The organism is Flavobacterium arundinis, assembly GCF_038289855.1.
Lineage (GTDB): Bacteria > Bacteroidota > Bacteroidia > Flavobacteriales > Flavobacteriaceae > Flavobacterium > Flavobacterium arundinis.
Map to the genome: position 1 here is coordinate 272,096 of NZ_JBBYHR010000003.1, position 24,854 is coordinate 296,949.

General features: G+C 35.2%; 15 protein-coding genes. 4 read left to right on the forward strand and 11 right to left on the reverse strand.

What is annotated here, in order from left to right:
* The first annotated feature begins 467 nt into the window (after positions 1-467).
* Positions 468-1,673, forward strand: coding sequence for an HNH endonuclease (locus AAEO56_RS06910; protein WP_341696299.1), 1,206 nt, complete (start codon positions 468-470; stop codon positions 1,671-1,673).
* 306 nt (positions 1,674-1,979) lie between these two features.
* Here AAEO56_RS06910 and AAEO56_RS06915 read toward each other — a convergent pair whose 3' ends face one another.
* The 10 genes from AAEO56_RS06915 to AAEO56_RS06960 form a co-directional block, all read right to left on the reverse strand.
* Complete coding sequence (locus AAEO56_RS06915; protein ID WP_341696300.1) at positions 1,980-2,933, reverse strand: nucleotidyl transferase AbiEii/AbiGii toxin family protein; 954 nt, start codon at positions 2,931-2,933, stop codon at positions 1,980-1,982.
* Positions 2,926-3,510: a DUF6088 family protein gene (locus tag AAEO56_RS06920; protein WP_341696301.1), complete on the reverse strand. Its 585-nt coding sequence runs from the start codon at positions 3,508-3,510 to the stop codon at positions 2,926-2,928. Before AAEO56_RS06920 ends, AAEO56_RS06915 begins: the two co-directional genes overlap by 8 nt.
* 285 nt (positions 3,511-3,795) lie before the next feature.
* Positions 3,796-5,763 (reverse strand): RecQ family ATP-dependent DNA helicase, encoded by a 1,968-nt coding sequence (locus AAEO56_RS06925; protein WP_341696302.1) that lies wholly within the window; start codon positions 5,761-5,763, stop codon positions 3,796-3,798.
* A complete protein-coding gene (locus AAEO56_RS06930; RefSeq protein ID WP_341696303.1) occupies positions 5,753-6,694 on the reverse strand; it encodes a hypothetical protein in 942 nt (313 codons plus the stop codon). Before AAEO56_RS06930 ends, AAEO56_RS06925 begins: the two co-directional genes overlap by 11 nt.
* Before the next feature lie 9 nt (positions 6,695-6,703).
* Positions 6,704-7,396 (reverse strand): hypothetical protein, encoded by a 693-nt coding sequence (locus tag AAEO56_RS06935; protein ID WP_341696304.1) that lies wholly within the window; start codon positions 7,394-7,396, stop codon positions 6,704-6,706.
* A 4-nt stretch (positions 7,397-7,400) separates the two neighbouring features.
* Positions 7,401-7,730, reverse strand: a complete 330-nt coding sequence (locus AAEO56_RS06940; protein ID WP_341696305.1) for a hypothetical protein — start codon at positions 7,728-7,730, stop codon at positions 7,401-7,403.
* Positions 7,731-7,734: 4 nt separating this feature from the next.
* Positions 7,735-8,223 (reverse strand): hypothetical protein, encoded by a 489-nt coding sequence (locus tag AAEO56_RS06945; RefSeq protein WP_341696306.1) that lies wholly within the window; start codon positions 8,221-8,223, stop codon positions 7,735-7,737.
* 43 nt (positions 8,224-8,266) lie between these two features.
* On the reverse strand, positions 8,267-9,463 hold the full coding sequence (locus AAEO56_RS06950) for a hypothetical protein (protein WP_341696307.1): 1,197 nt from the start codon (positions 9,461-9,463) through the stop codon (positions 8,267-8,269).
* A gap of 10 nt (positions 9,464-9,473) precedes the next feature.
* Positions 9,474-10,184, reverse strand: a complete 711-nt coding sequence (locus AAEO56_RS06955) for a hypothetical protein (protein WP_341696308.1) — start codon at positions 10,182-10,184, stop codon at positions 9,474-9,476.
* Between the two features lie 148 nt (positions 10,185-10,332).
* A complete protein-coding gene (locus tag AAEO56_RS06960) occupies positions 10,333-11,352 on the reverse strand; it encodes a hypothetical protein (RefSeq protein WP_341696309.1) in 1,020 nt (339 codons plus the stop codon).
* 484 nt (positions 11,353-11,836) lie between these two features.
* On the opposite strand from AAEO56_RS06960, the gene AAEO56_RS06965 reads away from it, so the two are divergent.
* The 3 genes from AAEO56_RS06965 to AAEO56_RS06975 are packed head-to-tail and all read left to right on the forward strand — an operon-like array spanning position 11,837 to position 23,602.
* Positions 11,837-16,993, forward strand: coding sequence for a DEAD/DEAH box helicase (locus AAEO56_RS06965; RefSeq protein WP_341696310.1), 5,157 nt, complete (start codon positions 11,837-11,839; stop codon positions 16,991-16,993).
* A 43-nt stretch (positions 16,994-17,036) separates the two neighbouring features.
* Positions 17,037-19,874 carry a helicase-related protein gene (locus AAEO56_RS06970; protein WP_341696311.1) on the forward strand — a complete coding sequence of 946 codons (2,838 nt, stop codon included), beginning with the start codon at positions 17,037-17,039 and terminating at the stop codon, positions 19,872-19,874.
* Positions 19,875-19,876: 2 nt separating this feature from the next.
* Entirely contained in the window at positions 19,877-23,602 is a 3,726-nt protein-coding gene (locus AAEO56_RS06975) for an Eco57I restriction-modification methylase domain-containing protein (protein ID WP_341696312.1), read from the forward strand.
* On the opposite strand, the gene AAEO56_RS06980 is transcribed toward AAEO56_RS06975, so the two are convergent.
* A complete protein-coding gene (locus AAEO56_RS06980) occupies positions 23,599-24,753 on the reverse strand; it encodes a type IIL restriction-modification enzyme MmeI (protein WP_341696313.1) in 1,155 nt (384 codons plus the stop codon). The two genes, AAEO56_RS06975 and AAEO56_RS06980, sit on opposite strands and share 4 nt — an antisense overlap.
* Positions 24,754-24,854 lie beyond the last annotated feature (101 nt).

The window sequence follows — 24,854 nt, forward strand, 5'->3', positions numbered from 1 at the left end:
TAATAATTCATCGCTTTCATTCTCCAGGACTGTCGGGAAAAATAGTAGCTTTTTTGCAAGTTTGATCTGTACCGGTTTGATTATGTTACAGTTTCTTTAAAAGGCCTGGATGATAAATTAAATAATAAACTAAGATCCTTATTCAAAAAATAAGGATTTTTTCATGCCCCTTACTTGTTCTTAGTCCTACGATCATGTCATGAAATTTTGCTATAAGTTTTGAAAAACGGATCAATTCAAAAAGTTATCTACATAAAAAAACCTTTAGTGAAAACTAAAGGTTTTAAATCTGTGGAGTGTCAGGGATTGTAGTTGAATACCTAATCGCTTGTTGATGTTTTTTTGAAGTAAAGCAAGCATATAATTAGACATAATCTAATGATTTATGAAAAGCCTGAAAAATAGTTATATATATTTGGGATTATTTGAATGTGGACATAATATGAACTAATAAGCTAAATCAGGTTATGAACAAAATAATAGTTAAAAAACAAAGAATTGATTTTAGTGATAAGACAAAGGAAATTATTGCGAGACGTGCTGGATTTAAATGTAGTTTTCCTGGCTGCAATAAAACTCTAGTTGGACCTGGAGTTTTTAGTCATGAATCAATTACCATTGGAGAATGTGCACATATTTTTTCCGCAGTTCCAAAGGGTCCAAGGACAGATGGCGGACTAAATGATGATGAATTGAAAAAGCCTGAAAATGGTATTTATTTATGCCGTAACCATCATAAAATTGTAGATAGTAAAGCAAAAGATAATAAATACACATCTGATTTGTTGACAAGATATAAAAACAGGCATGAGTTTTTAATTTCAGCTGAACTTGGAGAATATACATATCCTATAAATTGGATAAACCATATAAAAGTTCAAGGAACCGTGTTTAAAAACCCTATTGAATTAAATTTAGGAAAGGTTACTTTGATAACAGGAAGCAATGCAACTGGTAAGTCAACAATTGTCGAAATTATGGATTCTGTTTTTAAACAAAAAATATACTCTCGATGGAATAAACCAAATGTAAATTTCTCTACAGAAGTTAGACTTGATAATCCAGTACTTTCGAAATTCACTGCCCATATTCAAAACAATCAACTATTCTTTAATATTGGTAAATCTAAACAGCCTTTTGTACCTTACGATTATTTTGTTTTATATCTCAAAAATGAAATTCGACAAAATGTAGATGATTTAAAAACCATAGCAGATTGTTTTGGTCTTGAAAGGTCGTTTGTAAAATCAATGCTTAATACAACCGGAATCAAACACGGATTAAAGACACGCAAAATGGAAATCGTTGAAAAAAGGACAAAACCATATGTTGTCGATAAGTTAAATGTAGATATTGGTAATTGGTGGCCGCAATCTTTGGGTTCTTGTTCCGGAACAGAATACTCAAATGTCATTCTTGATATTGCTATAAGTTTTGCGACAGAAATATCTAAATTCAAATCTGTTTTACTGCTAATAGATTGGCCACCACTTTATTCTTTTGATGACCTTAATATTAAGATATATTTAGACTATCTCCAAAACTCGCAAGCTCACTTTCAAACTATATTTGTATCGCATAACCCACGACCAAAACTTGATTGGTCCGGATGGGCTATTGCAAAAATGATCAAAGATGATGAGGGGATTAAAGTGATCCAAAATAAAAAGTAGAGGAAATAAACAAAAAAACCTCCAGTTTTCACTGAAGGTTTATTTTGGTGGGCGATGAGGGATTCGAACTTTTATATTAAAACCCGCATCATTGCTATGTTTGTAAAAGTTCGATTTGACTGTGCCACGAACTTTTTACCAAATATTTAAATCGTCTTAAAACCTGCTTTTTTTACAGAGCTATAATTAATGACAAATATAACCATTTTCGACTATAATTGAATCCTCAATTGTGGGTCGATATCAAATATTATATTTCTCAACAAAATGAATGAACAAATTACAAAACTGAGATTGACTAAAAATTTACAATCTATCTATATTAATTTTTATACGTTCCAATAAACTATCAAAGTGAGGTTGACCTTTATAATACAATGAAGCTGTTGCAATGTAACGCTTTCTAAAAGCTTCCCTAATTCCAGGATTGTTAAGACTGAAAGCATCATTTTCTATAATCGGGATTTCAAAATCAGCCTTGGGGAAACGCGTCCTCTTATGTTCAAAATATTCCGGTGTACCAATAAAATCCTGGACTTCTTTATTGGCTAATAATGAATATATATCATAATACTGTCGCATAAGGTTAGGACGGGCTTCGGCATCATTCTGTTCCTGCCTATATTTGGTCGCTATAGTTTGAAGCTTCTCAACAAAAGTATAACCGGGATGATAACAGGCTACATCTAAAGCTCTATTGTCAATAACTGACACATTTGAAGTGGCTAATGCCTTGTCATATGCCCAAGAGCTAATAGAAATTTTTGAATTAGGCGTTACCGTATCAAATCCGGCTTCCAGTAAAATACCATCTTTTAAACCTTTTAAGTAACCGGTTTTTGGTTCATAATATAGTCTGATACCACCACTACGGTAATAAGATTGGTCGTCAAAATCATAATCCCGATCTATAGAAATAATACCATCAATTTTTATATTATCTGCAAGCCAATCATAATACTCTTTTCGGGACTGAACACTTTTATCTTTAATTTTTTTTGGATTCTCGTCTACCTCTAAATCAATAGGAGGTTTAATGTGGATGTCAATGTCCTCAGAAAACCTATCTATTATTTTATACGCTTTTGATAATGATGTACCTCCTTTTAACTCAAAATCCAAACCTTGATTTTGCAGGCCATGAAGCACATGCATAATCCAGTAGTCTTTTTCGACCAAGCCAGGATCAATGCCTAATTCGGCACCGATGATACGCAATAGCGACGGAAAGTCTTTATGTTTGTGGAGGTAATTAGGCATACTGCAACGACATTACCGGTTCGAGCATTTTTTTTGTCCTGGCGCTGCCATATTCCTTTACAGAAGACAACAATTTCCTTTTATCCATGCTGCTAGCTCTATACTTCACTTTTTCCAAAACTAACTTTGGATCTTCGGCTAAGTTATCGAGATTGTTCAAGAGGTCAACCAAAAGAAACTCAGGTGTGGCTTTGCGAGGAAAATGCGGCTTTACGCGGAAAGAAAAAGTCATACCGCCGAGTGTGAAATCGCCATGGCGCTTGTGGTTGTATACAGTTTTCTTATTGTAGAGCTGTGTCGTACCTACGCCAAGTGCATTATAAGCATTTGGTGAAGTTAACAGGAAGCGGTCGTCTTTCAGGAAGCCTCGTACCAATACTTCTTCAGTAGGTGGTGTTTTACCGAAAACGGTCTTTTCAGGATAATGATACAGACCATGAGATAGCTTTTGCAGGGTGCCTTCGTTAACCAATGCATGAAGATGGCGGTCAACGGAGTTTGACCAGTTGGCCAACTCAGCCCGGCGGTAAACCTGTCCACGTTTTAAATGCTTCTTTAATTGCTGTAACTTATCCATAATACAAAGTTATGGAAATAAGATTTAAATGCATGCATATTTATTGAAAATTCATGCAAAATGTCATATCTCTATAATATCAGAGATTATATATGAATCAACACTTGGTGTATAAACCTAACATAATTGCCCCCTTACCACCAATTTAGGATTGCACTCTGTTTGTATTCAAGTATAATCGATTAGATAGCTATCTGAACTTAGCGGAGGGGGTCAACGTAATTAATTTTTCCAGCTATTCCCAAAAGACATTGAATAGCCTACGCCGGACTGTTATAATTATATTTACAAAAAATAAAGATTAACAAGGTCTTGTGCCGCATGGCTTAGAATTGGACTTTCTTCGGTTGTAATAAGCTGGCCTGGAAAGTTAAGATCATACCACTGCTTCTTGATTTTCCAGTTGGATCGGTATTCTTCATTATCAAGCATTCCCAGATGCTCCCAATAATATACTTTACCATTGTGTGCGATGGCAAAATCAGGACTGTAGAGTTCTCTGTCAACAGAAAAAAGCATAGGTTCATATTCAAAGTTAATATTTCGTTCAGTGAGAATATTAGCAATAATTACCTCTGACTTAGAGCGCACCAAGTGTCCTGATAAGGTTTGGTGCTGACGTCCCAGTTCGAAACGTCCAATACCAAGGTAGCGCCCTATTTCATATTGAAAGGCAGACTGGCTTGTAAAATTATCAAGAATGGCAATAAAGTCATCGTACTTTGTATTTTTGTATTGTCTCTTTGTTTCAATGTCTGCCAGAATAAATTCCATATCCGAGTTATTTATGGCATCCGTAAACGACTCTATAACAAGACACTTATCTGGAGCTTTAACGGCCTTAATTTTGCCATCCGCTAGCCAGCTGAATATGGTCTGCAATATATCTTTTTCGCCAATTCTCAGCTTCCTTGCTGTTGTGATGAGTTTTCTGTTTTTTGTTGCATTCAGATAGTCCTGGAATTGGGAAAAATCATTAACTGCTTCAAATGATTCGAGGCTTTGGATTCCTTTTGCAATTACTTTAATAAGCCCGCAGTTTAAAAGGTACTGGTAGGCTACTTGAACTTTTTCCTCCTGAAAATAATTAACGGTCTTTTTACCAATGGAATTATCAGTAAGCACGGTAAAGGTAGTTGTAATATCTTCCTCTTCAGGAAACGAACCGTTTATGAACCTAGTTCGCCTGCGTTTTAGATTAGTATCGGAATAAAATAATTTTGCCCACGCCATTTTTTTATCTCGCCCCGCCCTGCCGATCTGTTGGTAATACTGCTCAACGCTGTCCACAGGGAGGTAATGAATCACGCCCCTGATATCTGGAATGTCAATTCCCATTCCAAAGGCCGAGGTCGCAAAAAGCAGTGTTATTTTGTTTTCTTTATATTTCTTTATAATCTCAGCCTTCTCTTTCGAGTTACGATCCGCATGAAAATAATCGGCGGCGAATCCCCTTTCTTTAGCTAGTTCACAAAAATATTCTGTCGAACGTGTTCCTGCTTTCCTGTCAATATAAACAAGGATTTTTTCGGTTTTTCTTTCTTCAAGAGTTTCCCATAGGAGGAAATCTTTTTGATCCTCATTCTCCACTTTGATAATTTTTGTACTGATATTGTAGCGCAGGAGATATGGGCTACGGATAATGTGCTTTTTAGCAATATTGAAGTCCCGGCATATCTCTTCAGTATCCTTCTCACCAATTGTTGCTGTAAGGCCTAAGATCAATGGCTTTTTATTTCCAAAAACCGTATTCAGAAAAGATGGTATTTCTTTATAAAATGGCCTGAAGTCAAATCCCCATTGCGAAATACAATGTATTTCATCGATTACCACCAGTTTTATATGTTCCTGTGTGCTTAGGAGGATAAATTCTAAAAAACCATCTGTTGCAAGGCGTTCAGGTGATACAAAAATGAATTCCGGTCTATGGCGACCGTAAAGGGAAAGCAGTTCTTGGTATTGGTCTTTGGAATTAATTCCACTGTGCAATACAGTTACTGTGCAGTTATGCTTCCTTAACTTATCAGCTTGTTCGTCCATTAATGCTGTCAAGGGAAAGATTACAAGCGTGGTCGTTTCAAGCGCTTTTCCAGCAACCCAGTAACACAATGATTTTCCGCCACCTGTAGGCATCAAACATAGGGTGTTATGTCCATTAAGTAAACTGAGGACAACCTTTTCCTGCTCCGGTTTTAAGGATTCTCCTACCGATGAAAAATGGGTCTGAAATGTATCCTGGATTTTAGCCTGCATAATCTCCGGATTTTTTTAAGTCATTAATTTCCAAGTGTTCGATATCTGCAATACTGTTTAGGAATGTATCGAGGTATATATAACGGTACTTATCCTGAAGCAATACTCCTTCGTACTTACAGGCATTTTTTAAAAGCATGTAAAGTTGTAAGGCGTAAAAACAAAAGAGGTCATAAGGATAGTGGTAATTTTGTTGTGTAGTTCCTTTGGAAGGATCCAGCATCAAAAATTCAGAACCGTCGATAAAACCAAAGTCATTCTTGCCTGTTAAGTACCAAAGCGCCCAAAGTGCATTTTGGCTTCTATAGGCAAAGGCGTTAGGAAATAGGGTGTGCAAAAAATTAGATTTTATACCGCCTCCTATTACGTTATAAGAGACATATTGCTCTTCGAGAAGTGCAGACAGACCAAGATCTCCTACCGTTATAGCAGCCTCGTGTCTCCTCTCATCGAAGGTGCGGGCATATTCATTTCCAAAGGCAATGATAGCGGTAGTAACATCAAGCATTTCTCGGCCAGATTTACTAAAAAATTCACTTTTATAGCGCTCCATTTCCTTTGCCTTGGAATTAAGGCAACGATTTATAATGGATATTTGCTTTGAAAGTCCCTTCTTAAAAGCGTTTGGGTCATCCTGATCCTCATCCAGACTTTCCATATCAAAAAACTTACTGTATACCGGCTGGTTCTTTGTAAGTTCATCAATTGATTTCTGAAAGGCTTTAGAAAGTACATCCTTTGCAGAAGATGGCTTGCTTTTAACTATAACTTTAAAATTAGGATTATCCATCAACGCATTGTGGATTTCATTGCCTTTTTTGAATTGGCTGAAATGTAATGGGAAGGATTTTTTTATCTCAGAAACGACGGTATTCATATGTACTGGTTCGTAGGCTCTTTGGCCCAGGTTCCTGTCTTGTTTTTTTATCATGATAAGCGGTTAAGGATAAGGGGTGAATGTACATTTTCCCTGAAACAAAATCTCGTAAACGGGTTGATTTGATACTTTTGCATCCCAGTATCTTGATGCTTCATCAAATGTTTGCTGGTAGCTGAAATGATTCGGAATCTCGTCATATATATTCATATCTCCGCGAAATAAAGCATCCTGCTGAATAATATCAACCTGACAAATAGCACCAAACATGCCGTGCTTATTCATAAAATAATTGCAGTCTTGTACGGTTTCAAATAAAAATATAGACTGGTGCCGAGCAGGAAGGTGTGGATATTTCAATGCCCTTACTTTCTCATAAATGTACTCCCAGAGATAATTGCCTTCGTCAAAAAGGCTTATTCCCGCCTGATCAATATCCTTGATAAATTGTATTAAATCTTCTCTATCCATTAGAATGTCTCTTCGGTTTTGGCTAGTGCAAAGAAAAGAAAGATTGTAAACGTCGTCTTTGTGAGGCGGAAAATTCCTGAGGTAATCATTGCCACTCAAGGCAATCGCATTATTGAGTGTAAAATATATATCAAGCGGGAATCCGTATTTCTCTGATGACTGGGTAATAATTTCAAGTAATCTGTCATAATTTTGACGATTTGCTAAGCTCTCGCCATAATTAGAAACGGAGGTGTCGATAGTAATAGGGCCGCTTAGAGGAGAAACAACTTTAAAGTATTTCATTACTCTAGAATTTATGCTTTTTTGATATCTGTGCGACATATGGATGTCCCGGTTCAAGTTGCTTTAGTCGCTTTGCATATTTTATAATGTTAACATCGTCACTAGATTCATCAGCAGCTTTAATGATTGTTGTCAGCGCCACCAACTCGGCATCGGTTCCTGTAAGAAGTTCAGAAGAATCTTCGAATAGTTTGACCGCTTCGGTATACCTTCCCTGACCGCGCAATGAGGAAATGTTTGTCACAATATCTTGTGGGTCTGCCAAATGTGGAATTAGCGGCTGCGCAACCTGTTGCTGTTTCTTCTTGCCGAAGATTTTTGAGAATAAGTTCATTAATTTAGATATTTAAGGGTTGATCATTTACTGTTAATTCCTCGTAGAGCCCGTAATAGGAATTACGACCAGCGGTTGTGGCCGTTTCCGCATCATAGATGCTTTTGACCTGCGATATCTTCAAATTTTCTAGTATACCTGCCTTCCAGGCTTTCCACACGTCACCAGGAATGCGGTTCTTTGTTTTCCACAGGTATTCTTCTGCGCAAAGGTTAAAATAGTCGATTATTACATTTCTCTGCTCTGGATTAGGAGAAATTGATTCATCAGCTTTAAGGTCGTTAATTAGATTATTAAAACGACTGTCATATCGGTCATTAAAGCTTTTGAATAATTCTTTAAACAAAATATCATTATCCATCCTTATCTTCAAGCTACCATAGTACATAGTTGCAACTGCAGCCAGCCCTCCTGCAAATGCGGTAGAATCAATCACAGCTACAGTATATAGTCGTATAGCGCCAAGAAAGGCCAATGCAAAAAAAATGGACATAAAGTTCAGTTTTAAAAACCGCAAAATCCTATTAATAAAAATTCTAATCTTGTTCATCTGGATATTCTTTTTCAACGTGATAAATAGCTTTCATGTCCTTAAACCAGCCAAATTGTTCGGTTAGAGCCTCTATATGTTTCTTTGCTTCATCAGAAGCATTAGGATCAGTCTTAAACATTCCGAACTTCCAATTTTTAAGGTCTTTAGTTGCGGCCAGAAGAATAATTTCTTTTTCTTTATGATTGGTTTTGTGTGCATATATTGGTAATGCTTGTTGTAGCACCCAATCGACGGTTTTTTCATTTTCTTCGGGAGGATAGTATATGAAAAGATGCCCTATTCCGTTATACTCCGAGTAGCTGCGAGCCAAGATCCCGGGTAGATCCTGGTATTTACCTACCAGATTGAATAGTGTATTCGCTACCATTCGCCTTTCGGTCCTGGAGAGATTCATAAGCTCACGAGCTAAAGTTTCTCCCCCTGGTAAGTTTAGGATATCCTCTCTGACTAACTGATCAATAAAGTAGCTGGTTTTATTAGCCTTACGTTTGAGCAAAGCTGATTGACTTTTATCATAGCTTTCCCAGGCTCCTTCCAGGCTGAGAATGATTTCTTTGTATCTGCGCGAAGTATAATCTTGTGGAAACTCCCGGGCATTGGTTAAATAAACAGCAAGTAAATCTCTTTCTGTACATTTCAATGTTACTGTGCGATCAGATAGCAGTAATTTCTCGCGCTCGTCAAGGTATTCAACGAAGTCCTTTATGGTGTCTAGTTCCTGTATTATCGCCTCAAAGGTTTCTTTGTTAAGAATTGTAATGAACCCTTTGTTTTCGGGGTTATCACTTAGCTCATAATGCTCAAACTGCTCCCCGGCATTAATGGTAATCGTATAAACTTTTGAGTATTGTTTGGGGTCAAAAAGCTCTGGTTCCCTGTCAGGATGCTGTATATAGATGTCACGCCCAGAACCAAAAAGTTTTCGCTCAGCGCCATTAAGCTGCTTGGTTGATTTCTCTATGACTTTTCTTTTATAGCGTTCGTAATTACCGTTAAAGTTGTAGTTTTTGACGGAAATAATGATGAGTACATCGCGAAATGCAATTAGAAGATCACAAATTTCTTTTTTATCACCGGTAATATCCATTGGATTAGGATAACACCAGTATTTTAAATATGATATATACGCTAACTGGTTAACATAGTTTTCTCCTACGTCCCCTTTAGATTCATGTTTCATTTATTTTCTTTTATGTCCACCATTCATAGGCTGTGTTTGCGGGGAAATCAAAAAGGTGATCGAGTTTACGTGCAAAATTTCTTCTTAGCAATTGACCTGCTTGGTCATTTTGACGTAGATCGTCTTTATATATTTCAAAATAGTGCAATAACCTGTAGTGAAGTGTAGTCCGATATATAATATTCATATCACTCTGCGCGACTATAAATTGTGTCTCATTTTTCACAGACATCGACTTTGGTGCAGCTCTAATTAGCCAATTGCCTTTAGTCCTGGCTTCATGCATCAGTCCGCAACGGACATCACTATAAAAGCTATCTGTAGCAAAAGGTGGGTTTAAAATTATCTTTTGACCGTTTACTTCGGTCCAAAAATGATTCCTGAAAATTTCTGCGTCCTGCAAAAAGCTCGTAAACATATTTTTACTTGCATAATACTCATGTACTGAGGCTGGTGCTTTTCTATTATGGTTGAAAATTTTTCCCAACCGGAAAGCTGCAAAGGTTTCCATCAATGCACATTGCACAGTAAGCATTGCAAAACCTTCACCTTTTAGTTCGCCTTGATCTATTATTATCTGAATAGGATAAAAAAATCTCTCCTTAAGCCGATTGTCAAATACCTGAATGGCCTCTTCCCAAACTGCGTCGTATTTGTAAGCCTGATTCAGTTTGACTCTGATACCAGACCATTGCAATTCTTCTTTTATTTTGTCAGCCATGTATTGATTGTGAGTTTGGGACGTTTACTTGTTAGAGCTAATGTATTAAAAAATGAGAAGCGCTGTCAGCAACCTCTGACATTTTATTGCTATGAATTTATCAAATGCAAGCTTATCTATAATTGCAACGATCATTTCGTCAAAAGAATTATTTAATATTCTTTTCCTTAGTAGCTGGTTTAAGGTCTCCAAAGCTAAAACTACCTGAGAAGAAGAAGTAACCCTGGCTATCTTTAGTGGCACTATCCCAAATATTGTAGCCAGCACTGAAAGCGCTTGTGATGGCAAACGCTTTTGCGGCTGATTTGTAAATTCTGGTTGGAAGGATATTTAGTGTTATGCCGCCAAAGCGCTCAATCTTTCCGAAATCAGGTGTCGTTATAAAAAAATAGGGAGCCGGCATAAATTGGGCGCCTTTGATTAAGATCGGCGGTATGCAGAATATAGGTGCAGCTATGGAAAATCTGAATTGGTTAGCAACTTTAGCTGGAGCAAAATAGCCGTCAACCGTGCCATTACCTGCTACGTTCGGATCAGTATAAAATGTTCCTGTAATGTTTTGATAAGATGTAAGGGCAGAAACATTGACATTCTTTTGATAACTCCCTGTAAAAGCAAGGCCATAGAGGTCTTTTTTAAAGCGATTATATGTCACTTTTATACCGGGACTCCAGCGTCTGAATTTATCAGTAGTTTGCGTGAGTGTATCATATACTTTGAAATGCTGATAATCTATAAAAACTGCAGCTGAAAATGTTTGATACCAATCTTCGAGGTCAGAAACATTGGTATATATTGAGTCTAGGGTATTTCCTATTCCTATTTCGAAATGGGGCGAGACATTTGGTTTTTTAGACAGGTCCAGTATACTTGCAGTATTGCTTACAACCTCAATATTTCCAAAAATGCTCCAGGACTTACGCACAGTAAATTTTTTTGGCTTTGAAGAATCATTGTTCTGGTAATAAAAGTAGTTGGTACCATTATATCGTTTTATAGGAAAACGTATGCCCCCACTGTTTGCTGTTAATTTGGGAGCAATCAAGGAAGTAGGCATGTTGAAGATTGGCTTACCTTTGTTATCGGTAATGATATCCTGAGCGCTCATGTTAACACCGAAGAAAGCAAAGATGCTTAAGATGCAAAATAAAGATTTTTTTTTGTTCATGATGACAATTGTTTGGTTATATCGAAATTAACAAAAAATCCGTAAAGCATTCATTATGAATAGATTTGTTTTCCTTTTCTATGAGGTTTTTTACCTTAATATGAATAGGTAAAACCCTATATAATATAACCAAGATACTACCCTTATAAATAAGTACATGAAATCTTGGTTTTAATGTACCATTTTAGCAGTGATAGAGTTCTTTAAATTTTAAGTACATGAAATCATCTTGATTATTCGGTACAGAGATAATAGCCATAATAATCCGTTGATTTTAGTGAGTTGAAAGTCAGCAATAAAAATAAATAAATATAGAAAAGCTAAAGATTGAATAGATAGATATAGATTTTGTTATTGGCGAATTTCTTGTGAACATATAAATATTAAGATTAATTAGTAATATTTTCAAGCAATATTATTAATCCAATCACCATACTATCATCTTAACCTATTATTCGCTATTTTTACAGCAAACCTTTCCGAAATGGATGCATTTGAAACTCACCAGAAAGTAATTTCTGATTACAAATCATATTTACAGTCATTTATTAATATTAAAGATGAAAGAATTTCAGATTTTGTTAATAATTCTACATTAATAAATAATATTTTACCAGAGCCGCTTATACAGTTTAATCCTTCTTTTGAAAAGGGTCAGTCTTTTAATGAGTTAATTCAGGAAAACAAAATAAATTCAAATCTGCCCAATGCTTTCGGTTCGTATAGATTATACCGCCATCAGGTCGAAGCAATTAAAATCGGAGTGGAAGATAAAGCATTTGTAGTAACTTCAGGAACTGGTTCTGGTAAATCATTAACCTTTTTAGCTACTATATTTAATGAGCTTTTTAAAAGAGGAATAGAAAAGAAAAAAGGTGTGAAAGCAATATTGGTTTATCCGATGAATGCATTGATTAACTCTCAATATGAAGAAATTAAAAAGTATGCTAATGCTTATGGAGAAAATTTTCCAATAACTTTTGCGCAGTATACTGGACAAGAATCAGGAAATGCTAGGGAACAAATAAAAAATGAGGAACCAGATATTCTTTTAACCAACTATATGATGCTGGAATTAATAATGACACGGCAATCAGAAAAATGGTTAAGAGATTCAATGACCTACAATCTCAAATATATTGTTTACGATGAACTACACACTTACAGAGGGCGACAGGGAGCTGATGTGAGTTTATTGAACCGCAGGATTCAAGCACTAGTTAAAAACGATTTAATTTTTATTGGTACTTCTGCCACCATGGCTTCGCAAGGTTCTCCAGAGGAAAAAAAGAAAAAAGTGTCTGAAGTTGCGACGCAGATTTTTGGCAAAGAAGTTTTACCAGAGTGTGTTGTAAACGAGTACCTTGAGCCGTGTACAATGGCTAAACATGTAAACTCTTTTCAACTGGCTACTGCTATACGTAGTGGTGTTAATTTTGAGGGATCCGAAGAAGATTTTATAAATAATGATCTTGCTAATTGGTTAGAAATGAATATCGCTTTAAAATCTAATCATAAGTTGTTAGAAAGAGGTAAGCCATTAAGTATTGATAAAATTGCTGAAAAAATACATGATGAGACCTCATTATTAAAAGATGAAATCCGAATCGTACTTTCTAATCTTTTAAAATGGGCAGAACGAATCAATGAAAATAATAGATTGCAGGGAACTCGACGATCTTTTCTTCCTTTTAGATTTCATCAATTTATCTCTCAGACAGGTTCAATTTCAGTAACTCTCGAACCAAGAAATACGAGATATATAACTTCATCTGACGAACCATTTGTTAAGGTTGATGGAAAGGAAAAAAAACTTTACCCATTGCTTTTTTCTAGATATTCAGGTTATGAATTTCTTTGTGTTGAATTAAATATCCATGAAAATGAATTTTTACCAATCATACCGAATAAGGAATTTGTCAATAAGAAAAAATCAGAAATCAATCAGAAAAATCCGAATATTGAAGATTTTAAGTTTGGATATATCGTGTTAGATGAAGGTGAAAATTTTTGGAATACTGATTTCCGCAATTTAGTACCAGCAGAATGGTGGAACAGACAAGAAACTGCACTACTTCCTTACTATCAAATGTTAATGCCACACCAAATATATTTTAATAGTGATGGGCAGTTTTCTTTCGAGCCAAAATTTCCAATTAAAGGTTATTTTATTCCTGCAAGATTGAGAATTGATCCAACGGCACAAATTATTTATGAAGACAGTAAAACAAATGATTTTACAAAGCTTTCTCGATTAGGATCCGAAGGAAGAAGTACTGCAACTTCGGTAATTTCTTATGCTGTAGTTAAGAGCCTTGCTGAACAGGGAGAAAAATTGCAAGACCAAAAATTATTAAGTTTTACTGATAATAGACAAGATGCTTCTTTACAATCAGGGCACTTTAATGACTTTTATACAACTATTCGCCTAAGATCAGCTCTTTACATCGCTGTGAAAGAAAGTGAAAAATCTCTCGAAATACACGAAATAGCAGAATCGCTGTATAGAAGTCTTGGATTAAAAGAAAAAGATTACGCGCTATATCCTTCGCAGGATGAAGATTTTCCTGATGATAGAAATATTGATGCCCTTAAGGGTTATTTGAAGTACAGGATATTTCAAGATTTAAAAAGAGGTTGGCGATATACATTGCCAAATTTGGAACAGGTTGCTCTTTTAGAAATTAATTACAAAAACCTGGATAGGCTTTCAGAATTGGAAAACCGTTTTGAAAATCTTGAGTTTTTAAAAAATATGTCGAATGAAAGTCGGAAGGACTTTTTAAGAAACGTGTTAGATTATTTTAGGACCAATTTTGCTCTTGACCATAAATTCTTCAAACATATAGCTAATACCGAAGAATTAATGAGAGATAGGCTTCATCCAGATTCATTGTGGTCACTAGATTACAATGAGATTTTGGATAAACCCGCTGAGATGGTTTTAACAATTCCTTCTCCGAGACCAAAAGGCAAGTATTTTGTATCTATGGGACTTCGGTCTAATCTGGGCAAATATATCAATCGTTGTATCGTAGAAAACAATTATCGCTCTGAAAAATTAAATAGAGAAGAGTATCAAATATTTATTCAAGAATTGCTTCTAATACTTGTCAATACGAACTTTATTACATTAGAACAGGATAAAAAAAATCCTGAATTAAATTATTATAAACTGAGAGCTGATCAATTGTTGTGGGTCAAATCAGATGAAAAAACTATAAAACTGGATCATACACGTTTCAATTTTCAAGCAGAATTACCCGAATTAATTCCTAATCTTTATTTCCAAAATTTATATAAAACAGATTTTAGCAAATTCAAGAAAGAATTGATTGCAAAAGAACACACAGGACAGATTAGCTCTGCACAAAGAATTGAAAGAGAAGAACAATTTAGAAAAGGTGAAATCTCAACTCTGTATTGTTCTCCTACAATGGAATTAGGTATCGACATAGCTAATCTAAATATTGTACACATGCGAAATGTACCTCCTAATGCATCTAATTATGCCCAAAGAAGTGGGCGTGCAGGAAGAAGCGGGCAAACAGCTTTAGTTTTCACTTATTGTTCTACAATGTCACCGCATGACGTTAATTATTTTAAGAATTCAGCAGAAATGGTTGCAGGTGTTGTCCAGCCTCCTAGAATTGATCTTGTCAATGAAGAACTCATAATAACGCACATGAATGCTTATCTTTTGATGGAACTCCAGATCAGTGAATTGAGAACTTCAGTAGCAGATATATTAGATTTATCAGATGAAAAAAAAGTATATGTTAAGAAAGATATATTAAATAGAATAGAACATTTGATTTCTATATCTAAGAATGATTTGCTAAAAGAATTTGAAAAGATAGTCTACTCATTAATACCCGACCTTAACAAAGCAAATTGGTTTACCAAACAATGGATACTAAACAGTATAGAAAAATTCCCCAATCAATTTGTATTATCATTTACCCGTTGGATCAGAATGTTTCAAAACGCATGCACGCTTAGAAATAAAGCTCAAGCAATTTTGGACAATCATACTTATAAATCTGACAGTGCAGAAAGGAAAGAAGCAGCAAAACAGGAACGGTTTGCACGAAAGCAAATTGCTTTATTAAAAAATGAGGAACAGCAAAGTTCCAGTAATTCAGAATTTTATGTATTTAGATATCTAGCCGCGGAAGGATTTTTGCCAGGTTATAATTTTACTCGCCTTCCTGTTAGGGCTGTTTTAGGTAAAAGTTATCGAGATGATGTGGAAGTCCTTTCAAGACCTCGAGCTTTAGCTTTATCCGAATTTGGGCCTGCAAATACGGTCTATCACTCAGGAAGTAAATTCAGAATAAACCGGATGATGGTGCAGGACCTTGAAAATACTAGTGAAAAAATTCTAGTATCTAACAAAACGGGGTACGCTTACTTCAATGATGAAATCAAGACAGCAAATATTGACCCGATTAGTAAGAGTCAGTTAAAAGGAGAAAATATAGATTTGTATTCCAATGTTATTGAGTTTTCAGAGTGTGAAGGTATTCCATTACAAAAAATATCTTGTATTGAAGAAGAAAGGAGCCGCTCAGGTTATGAAATTCTATCTTATTTTAGTTTTCCTTCCGGGATTGAAAATACAGAATCTGTTGTGTTAAAGAAAGGTGGTGAAAAACTACTGCAATTATATTTTAGTAAAACTGCCAATCTTATAAAAGTCAATAAAAAAGCACGAAGATCACAAAATGACGGTTTCAAGATTGATCAAAGAAATGGCGTTTGGATACAAGAGCGTAGTCTAAAAGATAATGATGAATTAAAACATAATGCCAAAGAGATAATGCTTTACACTAAGGATACTGCCGATGTTTTGTACATTCAACCTTTAGGTAATATCGGCACTACCCCTAATCAGGTTATTTCATTAAGTTATGCACTTAAAAGAGGTATTGAGAAGTTGTTCCTTGTGGAAGAAAGTGAGATGGCAGTAAGCGTGATGGGAGATAAAGAAAAACCAAATATTCTTATTCACGAAGCGTCAGAAGGTTCACTCGGTATACTATCACAGTTAATTTCTGAACCTTTAAAAATGAAAGAATGGTTTAAAACTAGCTATGAAATTCTTCATTTCGATTTACAAACCAGAGAAGAAACAAATCTGGGTAAAGAATTACCTCATGCTACATATCAGGATTTGTTAAGTTATTATAACCAAAACTATCATCAGCAACTTAATCGCCATATCATTAAGGAAACCTTGGAATATTTAATGGACTGTGATATTGAGTTAGTACAGGGAGATGAAAACGATAGGGAAGCACATTATCATTATTTATTAAATAAATATGATAAGAACAGTAGTACAGAATTAAAACTAATTAAATATTTGCATGGAAACGGTTATTCGCTGCCAGATCGAGCGCAAGTAAATCTAGATAGTTATTACATAAATGCAGACTTTGTTTATAAAAACGGTTCGGGGTTTACATTGGTGTTTTGTGACGGTTCGGTACATGATCTAGAACTAGTAAAGAAACGTGACGAAATGATCGATCAAATATTAAGAGAGGGATCGTACGATGTGATTCGCTGGCATTATACGGAACCTTTGGAAAAATTAATAGATAGAAGAAAAGATATTTTTAGAAGAGTATTATAACCTTAAAATTAATTCACGGTTCAATAATAAGAAAGGATAAATAATGAATAATAAATATACTCCGGGAAATTTAGTACGGTATCGAAATCGTGATTGGATGGTACTTCCTTCTAACAATGATCTTGTTATGTTAGTTAAACCACTTGGTGGTTCGGATGAAGAAACTACCGGTATTTTTATGCCTCTTGCAAAAGATTTAGAAGCTATAGAAAAAGCAAATTTTAAAGAGCCTTCACCAAATCAGATTGGCAATTTCGAAACTGCTAAACTTCTCTATAATGCATCTAGGCTTTCTTTGAGAAATGCTGCTGGACCATTCAGAAGCATGGGGAAATTGTCCTTTAGGCCTAGATCGTATCAGGTTGTTCCTTTAGTGATGGCGCTGAAGCAGGACGTTACGAGGTTACTAATAGCTGACGATGTAGGTATAGGAAAGACAATTGAAGCTTTACTTATAATTAAAGAACTTATTGAAAGAGGGGAGATTAAAAGATTTGCGGTAATATGCCCACCGCATCTGTGTGAACAGTGGCAACAAGAACTAAAAGATAAATTAGATATTGATGCAGAAATTATCCGATCTAGCACCGCATCTCGCTTAGATCGTATGGTTCCCGATGACCATTCCGTATTTTATCATATTCCGTACCAGGTAATTTCTGTCGATTACATTAAAACAGATAAACGTAGAGGCATTTTCTTAAATGATTGCCCAGAGCTAGTAGTCGTAGACGAAGCTCACACATGTACACTTCCCAAAGGATCATCATCAAAAAATCAGCAACAACGTTATAATCTGATTTCTGATATTGCTATCAATAAGATTCGTCATTTAATCTTACTTACAGCGACCCCTCATAGCGGTAAGGATGAGGAGTTTCTTTCCCTTTTGGGTTTATTAAATCCAGCTTTCGAAAAATTAAATTTTGAGAAACTTGAACAGGCCGATAGAAGAAAAATTGCGCAATATTTTATTCAGCGCAAGCGCGAGAACATTCGTAGATGGTTAAATGAAGATACCTTATTTCCTGAGAGAGATTCTAAAGAAATAGGTTTCACTCTATCAGAAGAAACCAAATCTTTTTATAATGAGTTAGTAGGCTTTGCCAGGGGGATTTCAGATGTGGAGACAGATAATGAAAACACACGACTTTTACGCTCATGGGCTGCTATTGCTTTAATCAAAGGGGCAATGTCTAGTCCTAGTATGGCTAAAGAAATGCTGGAAAAACGCCAGGCAAAACTTACTATTGAAGAGGAAATTATAGGAATTGGCAAAGATGCTGTGGAAGATACATTGTTTGAAGAAAATGAGTTTGGGGTAGATTTCTCAAGATCTGATTTGTTAAATTCAGTTGATTATAAAACTACAGAATTAGTGAGTATCGCCAAACTATTAAAACAGGCAGAATATCTAAGCGAAAATACAGAAACAGATATTAAAGTCAAACATACTATTGATCTTATTCGAAAGTGGTTAAAAGAAGGTTTTCAACCGATAATATTTTGTCATTATATTTCTACAGCAAAATATGTAGAAGAAAAATTAAAAGAAGTCCTTCCTAAAAATGTGTTAGTACAAGCCATTACCTCAGAACTGGCGGACGAACAACGTAAGGAAGAAATCCAAAGAATGGGAGAGCAAGATAAAAGAGTTCTTGTGGCAACAGACTGTCTGAGTGAAGGTATTAATTTACAAGATCACTTCAATGCAGTTTTGCATTACGACCTTCCTTGGAATCCAAATAGAATTGAACAACGGGAAGGTCGAGTTGATCGTTTCGGGCAAGCTTCAAAAACTATTAAAACATATATGCTTTATGGAGAAAATAATCCGATGGATAAATTTATCTTAGAAGTACTTATTCGTAAAGTACGTGAAATTCAAAAAAGTATAGGGGTAACTATTCCAATTGGCGAAAACAATAAATCCTTGATGGCTGAACTTACTCAAAAGATCTTAAAAACTGTGTCAGAAACAGAACAACTAACTTTATTCGCTGAAGACAAGATAAGAATTGATAATGAGTTAGAAATGGCTAGGAAGAAAGGTGAAAATCTACGTTCCATTTTTGCTCAAGAGTCAGTGGACTCAGAAGCAATTAAGAAAGATTTGCAAGAAGTGGATGAAGCTATTGGTAATCCACAGGATGTGGAAAATTTTACGATATACGCATTACAGTCCTTAAGAGCATCAGTTACCTCTGAACTCGAAGGATATAAAGTACAGATAACGAATCTTCCAAAACATTTGCAGGTTGCTCTACTATCTAAAACAGAACAGTTGAAAGGAAAAACTGAAATTAAAATTGCGTTTACATCACCTACACCAAAAAGCTATCAATATATCGGAAGAAACCACCGATTTGTAGAACAACTTTGCCATTTTATTGTGAGTAACGCATTTGAGGAACAAGGAAATATTTATGGATTAGCAAGAACCAGCGTAATTCAAACGGAAAGTGTTCAGAGTAAAACTACACTGGTAATGTTTCGTGTAAGAAACGTTGTAAAAGAAGTACGCTCTAAAAATGAGTCAGTGGCAGAGGAAATGTATTTATGGGGATATACGGAAAATGCCAAAGATTTACTGCCATTAGATTTTAAACACTCACAGCAACTATTAAATGAGGCGATTCCTTTGAGTAATATTTCCTTCGAACAGCAACGGCAAATTTTAACAACAGAACTAAATTCTTTTGAAAATAAAAAGGACGCATTTATAAAAATTGCTGTACAACGTGCCGATAAATTGGTTGAGGCACACGGAAGGTTTAAAACTCTAATTGGAGGACGTAGTTATGAGAAATCAACTCCAGTACTTCCGCCTGACGTTATGGGCGTGTATATCTTATTGCCTAAACCTAAAGCTCTTTTTTAAAAATGAAATTAACGACAATAAATATACAGGGAAATATTTTTACCAGTGAAATTCTTGAAAAAATTCGTCAGGACAATATTAGTTTCCAAAAACCACAAGATTTTGGCTTAAAACCCAGTGAGCAGGTTCGGGATGAGATAAACAATGCTTGGAGCCTTCTGAATACACACTGGCAAATCTTTAAGCAGAAGCGGAGTTCATTTTCAGAAATGGAAAAAGGAATTTCAGAAACCCGAAAATATTGGATTGTTCCGCTTCTCAATCTTTTAGGATATGAGTTAACCTTTTCCAATGCAGAAATCATTAACGGAAAATCTTATGCAATTTCGCACAGAGCATCCAATAAAGATGATTTCCCAATACATATTGTTGGTATTGAGCAGTCAATGGATAAAAAGGCAGATAATGGACCAAGACTATCACCTCATTCATTGGTACAGGAATACATCAATTCAACCGAGCATATTTATGGCTTAGTGACTAACGGTAATCATTTCCGTGTATTGCGTGATGCAACCCGACTTTCAAGATTAAGTTACTTAGAATTCAATCTAGAGCAAATGATGGAAGAAGGACATTATGCTGAATTTGCAATTTTCTTTCGTCTACTGCATGCTTCTCGCATTAATGCAAAAAAAGAAGATGGAAAAGATTCTCTTCTAGAATATTATCATAATGAAGCTTTGGCATCAGGGTCACGTATTCGTGAGCGGTTAAGTTTGGCTGTTGAATATTCAATAATTTCTTTAGCGAATGGATTGCTTTTGCAGCAAGAAAATAGTGAATTACGAACTGCCTTCGAAAATAATACTTTAACCGCAAAGGATTATTATCTTCATATTTTAAGATCAGTATATCGTATCTTATTTCTGTTAGTGATCGAGGAGCGCAATTTAATTTACAAAGAAAATTTGACAGAAGATGAAAAGAGGCTTAAAGACATCTACTATCAATATTACAGTATTCAACGTTTGACATACCTTGTAAATAAAGCTGTTTATATCGATCCAAAGAAAACAGATTTGTGGCAGTCTTTAATGACAACGTTCAGACTTTTTGAAAACAGTGAATATGGTAAACAATTAGGAATTGATGCCCTAGGTTCTGGTATTTTTAGCCAAAATGCGATTGCTAGTATTGAAACGACTTTATTAAATAATAAAGATATATTAAATGTTTTTAAGTATCTAGTCACTTTTGAAAATGAGAATAAACAGATTACCCGTGTAAATTATGCCGATCTGGATGTGGAGGAATTTGGTTCCGTATATGAAGGGTTATTGGAATTTGAACCTGTTGTAGAAAATGGAATATTCAGGTTTAAGCAAGGAGATGATCGCTCTTCTTCTGGGTCGCATTATACACCTGAGGAGTTAGTAAAACCACTGATTACAAATTCGTTGGATCATATTATTGGCAATATGCTTAAAGAAACTGATCCTGAAAAAGCACTTTTGAGTATAACTGTGTGTGATGTTGCCTGTGGAAGCGGACATATTTTACTTTCGGCAGCCAGAAGAATTGGGTTTGAATTGGCACGACTAAGAAGTAATGAATCTCAGCCAACACCGTCCGTTCTACGTTTAGCGATACGTGATGTAATTAAAAATTGTATTTATGGGGTTGACTTGAATCCACTTGCCGTAGAACTATGTAAAGTAGCTTTATGGCTTGAAGCTCATGACCCTGGTGGACCGTTGAACTTTTTAGATCATCATATCAAAAACGGAAATGCTATTGTAGGATTAGCTCATTTTGAAGAACTTCAAAACGGCATTGTCAGCGAAGCTTTTAAAGCAATGCTTGGTGATGATAAAGTTATAGCAACTGGCTTTAAGAAACGAAACGACAATGAAAGAAAGGGCCAATTAAGTGTCTTTGATATTGTTGATGTTGATAATGATTTGAAAAATTTGCAAAAAGACTTTATAAAATTCACAAAGTTACCCGAAAATACATCTATTGAAATTGTCCAAAAAGAAAGACAGTATCACGAACTAACGAACGGTAAAAAATGGTTCAGGTTAAAACAGTTAGCAGATCTACAAGTAGCACAGTTTTTTATATCCAAGACTGCTGAAAATAAAGAAAAACTGACAACACATTATCAATACTTACATTACTCAAAAACCAATGCTCAAATAATAGATCGTGGTGCCAGTATGGCCGTTGCTCAGCAGAAAAAATTTTTCCATTGGTTTTTAGAGTTTCCGGAAGTTTTTGAGCGAGGTGGTTTTGACTGTATTTTGGGAAATCCGCCCTTTTTAGGTGGACAAAAGTTAAGCGGTAATTACGGAACAAATTTCCTTGAATATTTAAAGTATACTTACAGGCCGATAGGAGCTGTAGATTTGGTAACATATTTTTTTAGAAGAATTTTTAATATTATTAGAACAAGTGGCTTCCAGTCTTTAATTTCTACGAATACCATCGCTCAAGGTTCCGCTCGTGAAGGAGGCTTAGATGTTATCTGTTCAGATAATGGGGTAATTAATCACGCTATTCGTTCCATGAAATGGCCCGGACAGGCAGCTGTTGAGGTTTCTTTAATCACTATTTACAAAGGTGAATGGAAGAAAAAATTTATTTTGGATAACAAAACAGTTTCGAGAATTACTCCATATTTAGATGATTCCGAGGTTATAGGAAAACCTATGCCTTTGTTATCGAATAAAGGCAAGAGCTTTCAGGGAAGCATTGTCTTAGGAAAGGGTTTTGTTTTAGGTCCTAAAGAAGCCGAAAAACTCATAAAAAAAGATCCACGTAATAAAGAAGTACTGTTTCCTTATCTTAATGGTGATGATTTGAACAGTACTCCTGAACAGAAACCATCTAGGTGGGTGATCAACTTCTTTGATTGGGATGAAGAGAAAGCAAAGAGCTATCCTGATTGTTATGAGATTATAGAAAAATTAGTTAAGCCTGAAAGACAGCGATGGAAAATAGACAGTGCAGGTAACGAGATAATCGGTACATATGCTTTAAGAAAGCCATTACCTCAAAAGTGGTGGATATATGGTGAGAAACGACCAGCGCTTTACAAGGCTATATCTGAGTTAGACCAGGTAATGGTTTTAAATCGTCATGCTAAGCATTTACTAATTTCTATTTGCAATAATAATATTGTGTGTTCTGAGGCAACAGTTGTATTTGCTACCAATACATTTACAGAGTTTGCTGTTTTATCGTCTGTATTTCATGAGGTTTGGGCATGGAAAAATAGCTCAACAATGGGGACCGCTACACTGAGATATTCCGTAAGTAGAGCGTTCGAAACCTTTCCCTTTCCAAACGACATATCTCATTCACTTAAAGATTTTGGTCATAAATTATATAAGTTTAGAAAAGAACTAATGCTTAAATATAAAATAGGACTTACAGATTTGCAAAATATTTATCATAAGAAAAATTTGAAACCTAATAGCGATTATTTTGATGATATACTAGAAATGAGAAACCTTCAACAACGAATAGATTATCTAGTTTTAAAAGCATACGCTTGGGAAGATTTACACCTCAAACATAACTTTTATGACCTTGAATATTTACCTGAGAATGACCGAATACGTTTTTCTATCCATCCGGATGCTCGAAGGGAAATGCTAAAACGTTTACTCTTGCTCAATCATCAGCTCCATCAAGAGGCAACTAAGAGCGCTGAAATAAGCACTAAATCTAAAAAAACGCATAATAAAAAAATAGAAGATAATTCCCCGAAGTTATTTTAATCTTCGGGGAATAGGGTATGATTTAAATTTTTAGAGGTTACGACTGTCTGCTTTTTTTCTCCAATATTTGTCTGAAGGCTTACAAATTTTCGCTCTTCATCATATCGCTGTAAATTTAATAATAACAATCGCTTTAGAATTTCTTTTCTAGCAGTTGGATGTATTGTAAATCTAAATCGATCATTTTCCGGAAGATACTCTAAGTCATAGAAACCATGATTAAGCTGGATATCATTCCACTCGTATGCAGCTAGAACTGCCTGATCTATCTGAATTTGTAACTCACGCAGTTTTATAATGTTTTCTATAACAAATTTATAGTCACATATAAGACCTTTTTTTTCCAAATGCTTTTTCAAATACTGAATGCGGTTATCATTTGGATCTGTGGATTCTTGAATATTTTCGGAATGAAATAGATTATAGATTTTTGTTAAGCCTAATTGTATTCTAAGTGTTAAATATTTTCTGTGATGATGATATTGTTTTCCTATATTTTGTAAAGATATCTTCTGGCTTTGAGGAAAGGGATAATTTTCAAAACAATCTGTAGTTGAATAATTTAAAGTTCCTGCCCCTAAAGTGGATGAATATTTCCAACACCATAGATTGTGAATAGAGCTAGAAAGAAGGGCAAAGTTATGATAGTCATTTAACACTAGTACGCCCAACTTATGCATAAAAACAGTATTAGTGATAGAAAATTCAAATGTAGAATATTTACTAACTAATGGAATAATTATTACCTGGTCTAACTCAGATATAGCCTTGTAAAGCGCTGGTCGTTTCTCACCATATATCCACCACTTTTGAGGTAATGGCTTTCTTAAAGCATATGTACCGATTATCTCGTTACCTGCACTGTCTATTTTCCATCGCTGTCTTTCAGGCTTAACTAATTTTTCTATAATCTCATAACAATCAGGATAGCTCTTTGCTTTCTCTTCATCCCAATCAAAGAAGTTGATCACCCACCTAGATGGTTTCTGTTCAGGAGTACTGTTCAAATCATCACCATTAAGATAAGGAAAAAGTACATCCTTGTTACGAGGGTTATTTTTTATCAGTTCTTTAGCTTTGTCAGATGACAAAACAAACCCCATTCCCAGAACATAACTTCCTATAAAACTTTTGCCAGAATTACTTTTCAAAGGCATAGGTTTTCCTATCTCTTCACCTTTTGAGCATAACTACTGGTTTTTATTGCTTTAGATTTATCAATTTGCAAATTATAAATAAATTCACTTCACAA

Excerpts from the sequence above, each read along its gene's own strand:
- AAEO56_RS06910 (WP_341696299.1), top strand. The coding sequence starts at position 468 with ATGAACAAAATAATAGTTAAAAAACAAAGAATTGATTTTAGTGATAAG.
- AAEO56_RS06915 (WP_341696300.1), bottom strand. The coding sequence starts at position 2,933 with ATGCCTAATTACCTCCACAAACATAAAGACTTTCCGTCGCTATTGCGT.
- AAEO56_RS06920 (WP_341696301.1), bottom strand. The coding sequence starts at position 3,510 with ATGGATAAGTTACAGCAATTAAAGAAGCATTTAAAACGTGGACAGGTT.
- AAEO56_RS06925 (WP_341696302.1), bottom strand. The coding sequence starts at position 5,763 with ATGCAGGCTAAAATCCAGGATACATTTCAGACCCATTTTTCATCGGTA.
- AAEO56_RS06930 (WP_341696303.1), bottom strand. The coding sequence starts at position 6,694 with ATGATAAAAAAACAAGACAGGAACCTGGGCCAAAGAGCCTACGAACCA.
- AAEO56_RS06935 (WP_341696304.1), bottom strand. The coding sequence starts at position 7,396 with ATGAAATACTTTAAAGTTGTTTCTCCTCTAAGCGGCCCTATTACTATC.
- AAEO56_RS06940 (WP_341696305.1), bottom strand. The coding sequence starts at position 7,730 with ATGAACTTATTCTCAAAAATCTTCGGCAAGAAGAAACAGCAACAGGTT.
- AAEO56_RS06945 (WP_341696306.1), bottom strand. The coding sequence starts at position 8,223 with ATGTCCATTTTTTTTGCATTGGCCTTTCTTGGCGCTATACGACTATAT.
- AAEO56_RS06950 (WP_341696307.1), bottom strand. The coding sequence starts at position 9,463 with ATGAAACATGAATCTAAAGGGGACGTAGGAGAAAACTATGTTAACCAG.
- AAEO56_RS06955 (WP_341696308.1), bottom strand. The coding sequence starts at position 10,184 with ATGGCTGACAAAATAAAAGAAGAATTGCAATGGTCTGGTATCAGAGTC.
- AAEO56_RS06960 (WP_341696309.1), bottom strand. The coding sequence starts at position 11,352 with ATGAACAAAAAAAAATCTTTATTTTGCATCTTAAGCATCTTTGCTTTC.
- AAEO56_RS06965 (WP_341696310.1), top strand. The coding sequence starts at position 11,837 with ATGGATGCATTTGAAACTCACCAGAAAGTAATTTCTGATTACAAATCA.
- AAEO56_RS06970 (WP_341696311.1), top strand. The coding sequence starts at position 17,037 with ATGAATAATAAATATACTCCGGGAAATTTAGTACGGTATCGAAATCGT.
- AAEO56_RS06975 (WP_341696312.1), top strand. The coding sequence starts at position 19,877 with ATGAAATTAACGACAATAAATATACAGGGAAATATTTTTACCAGTGAA.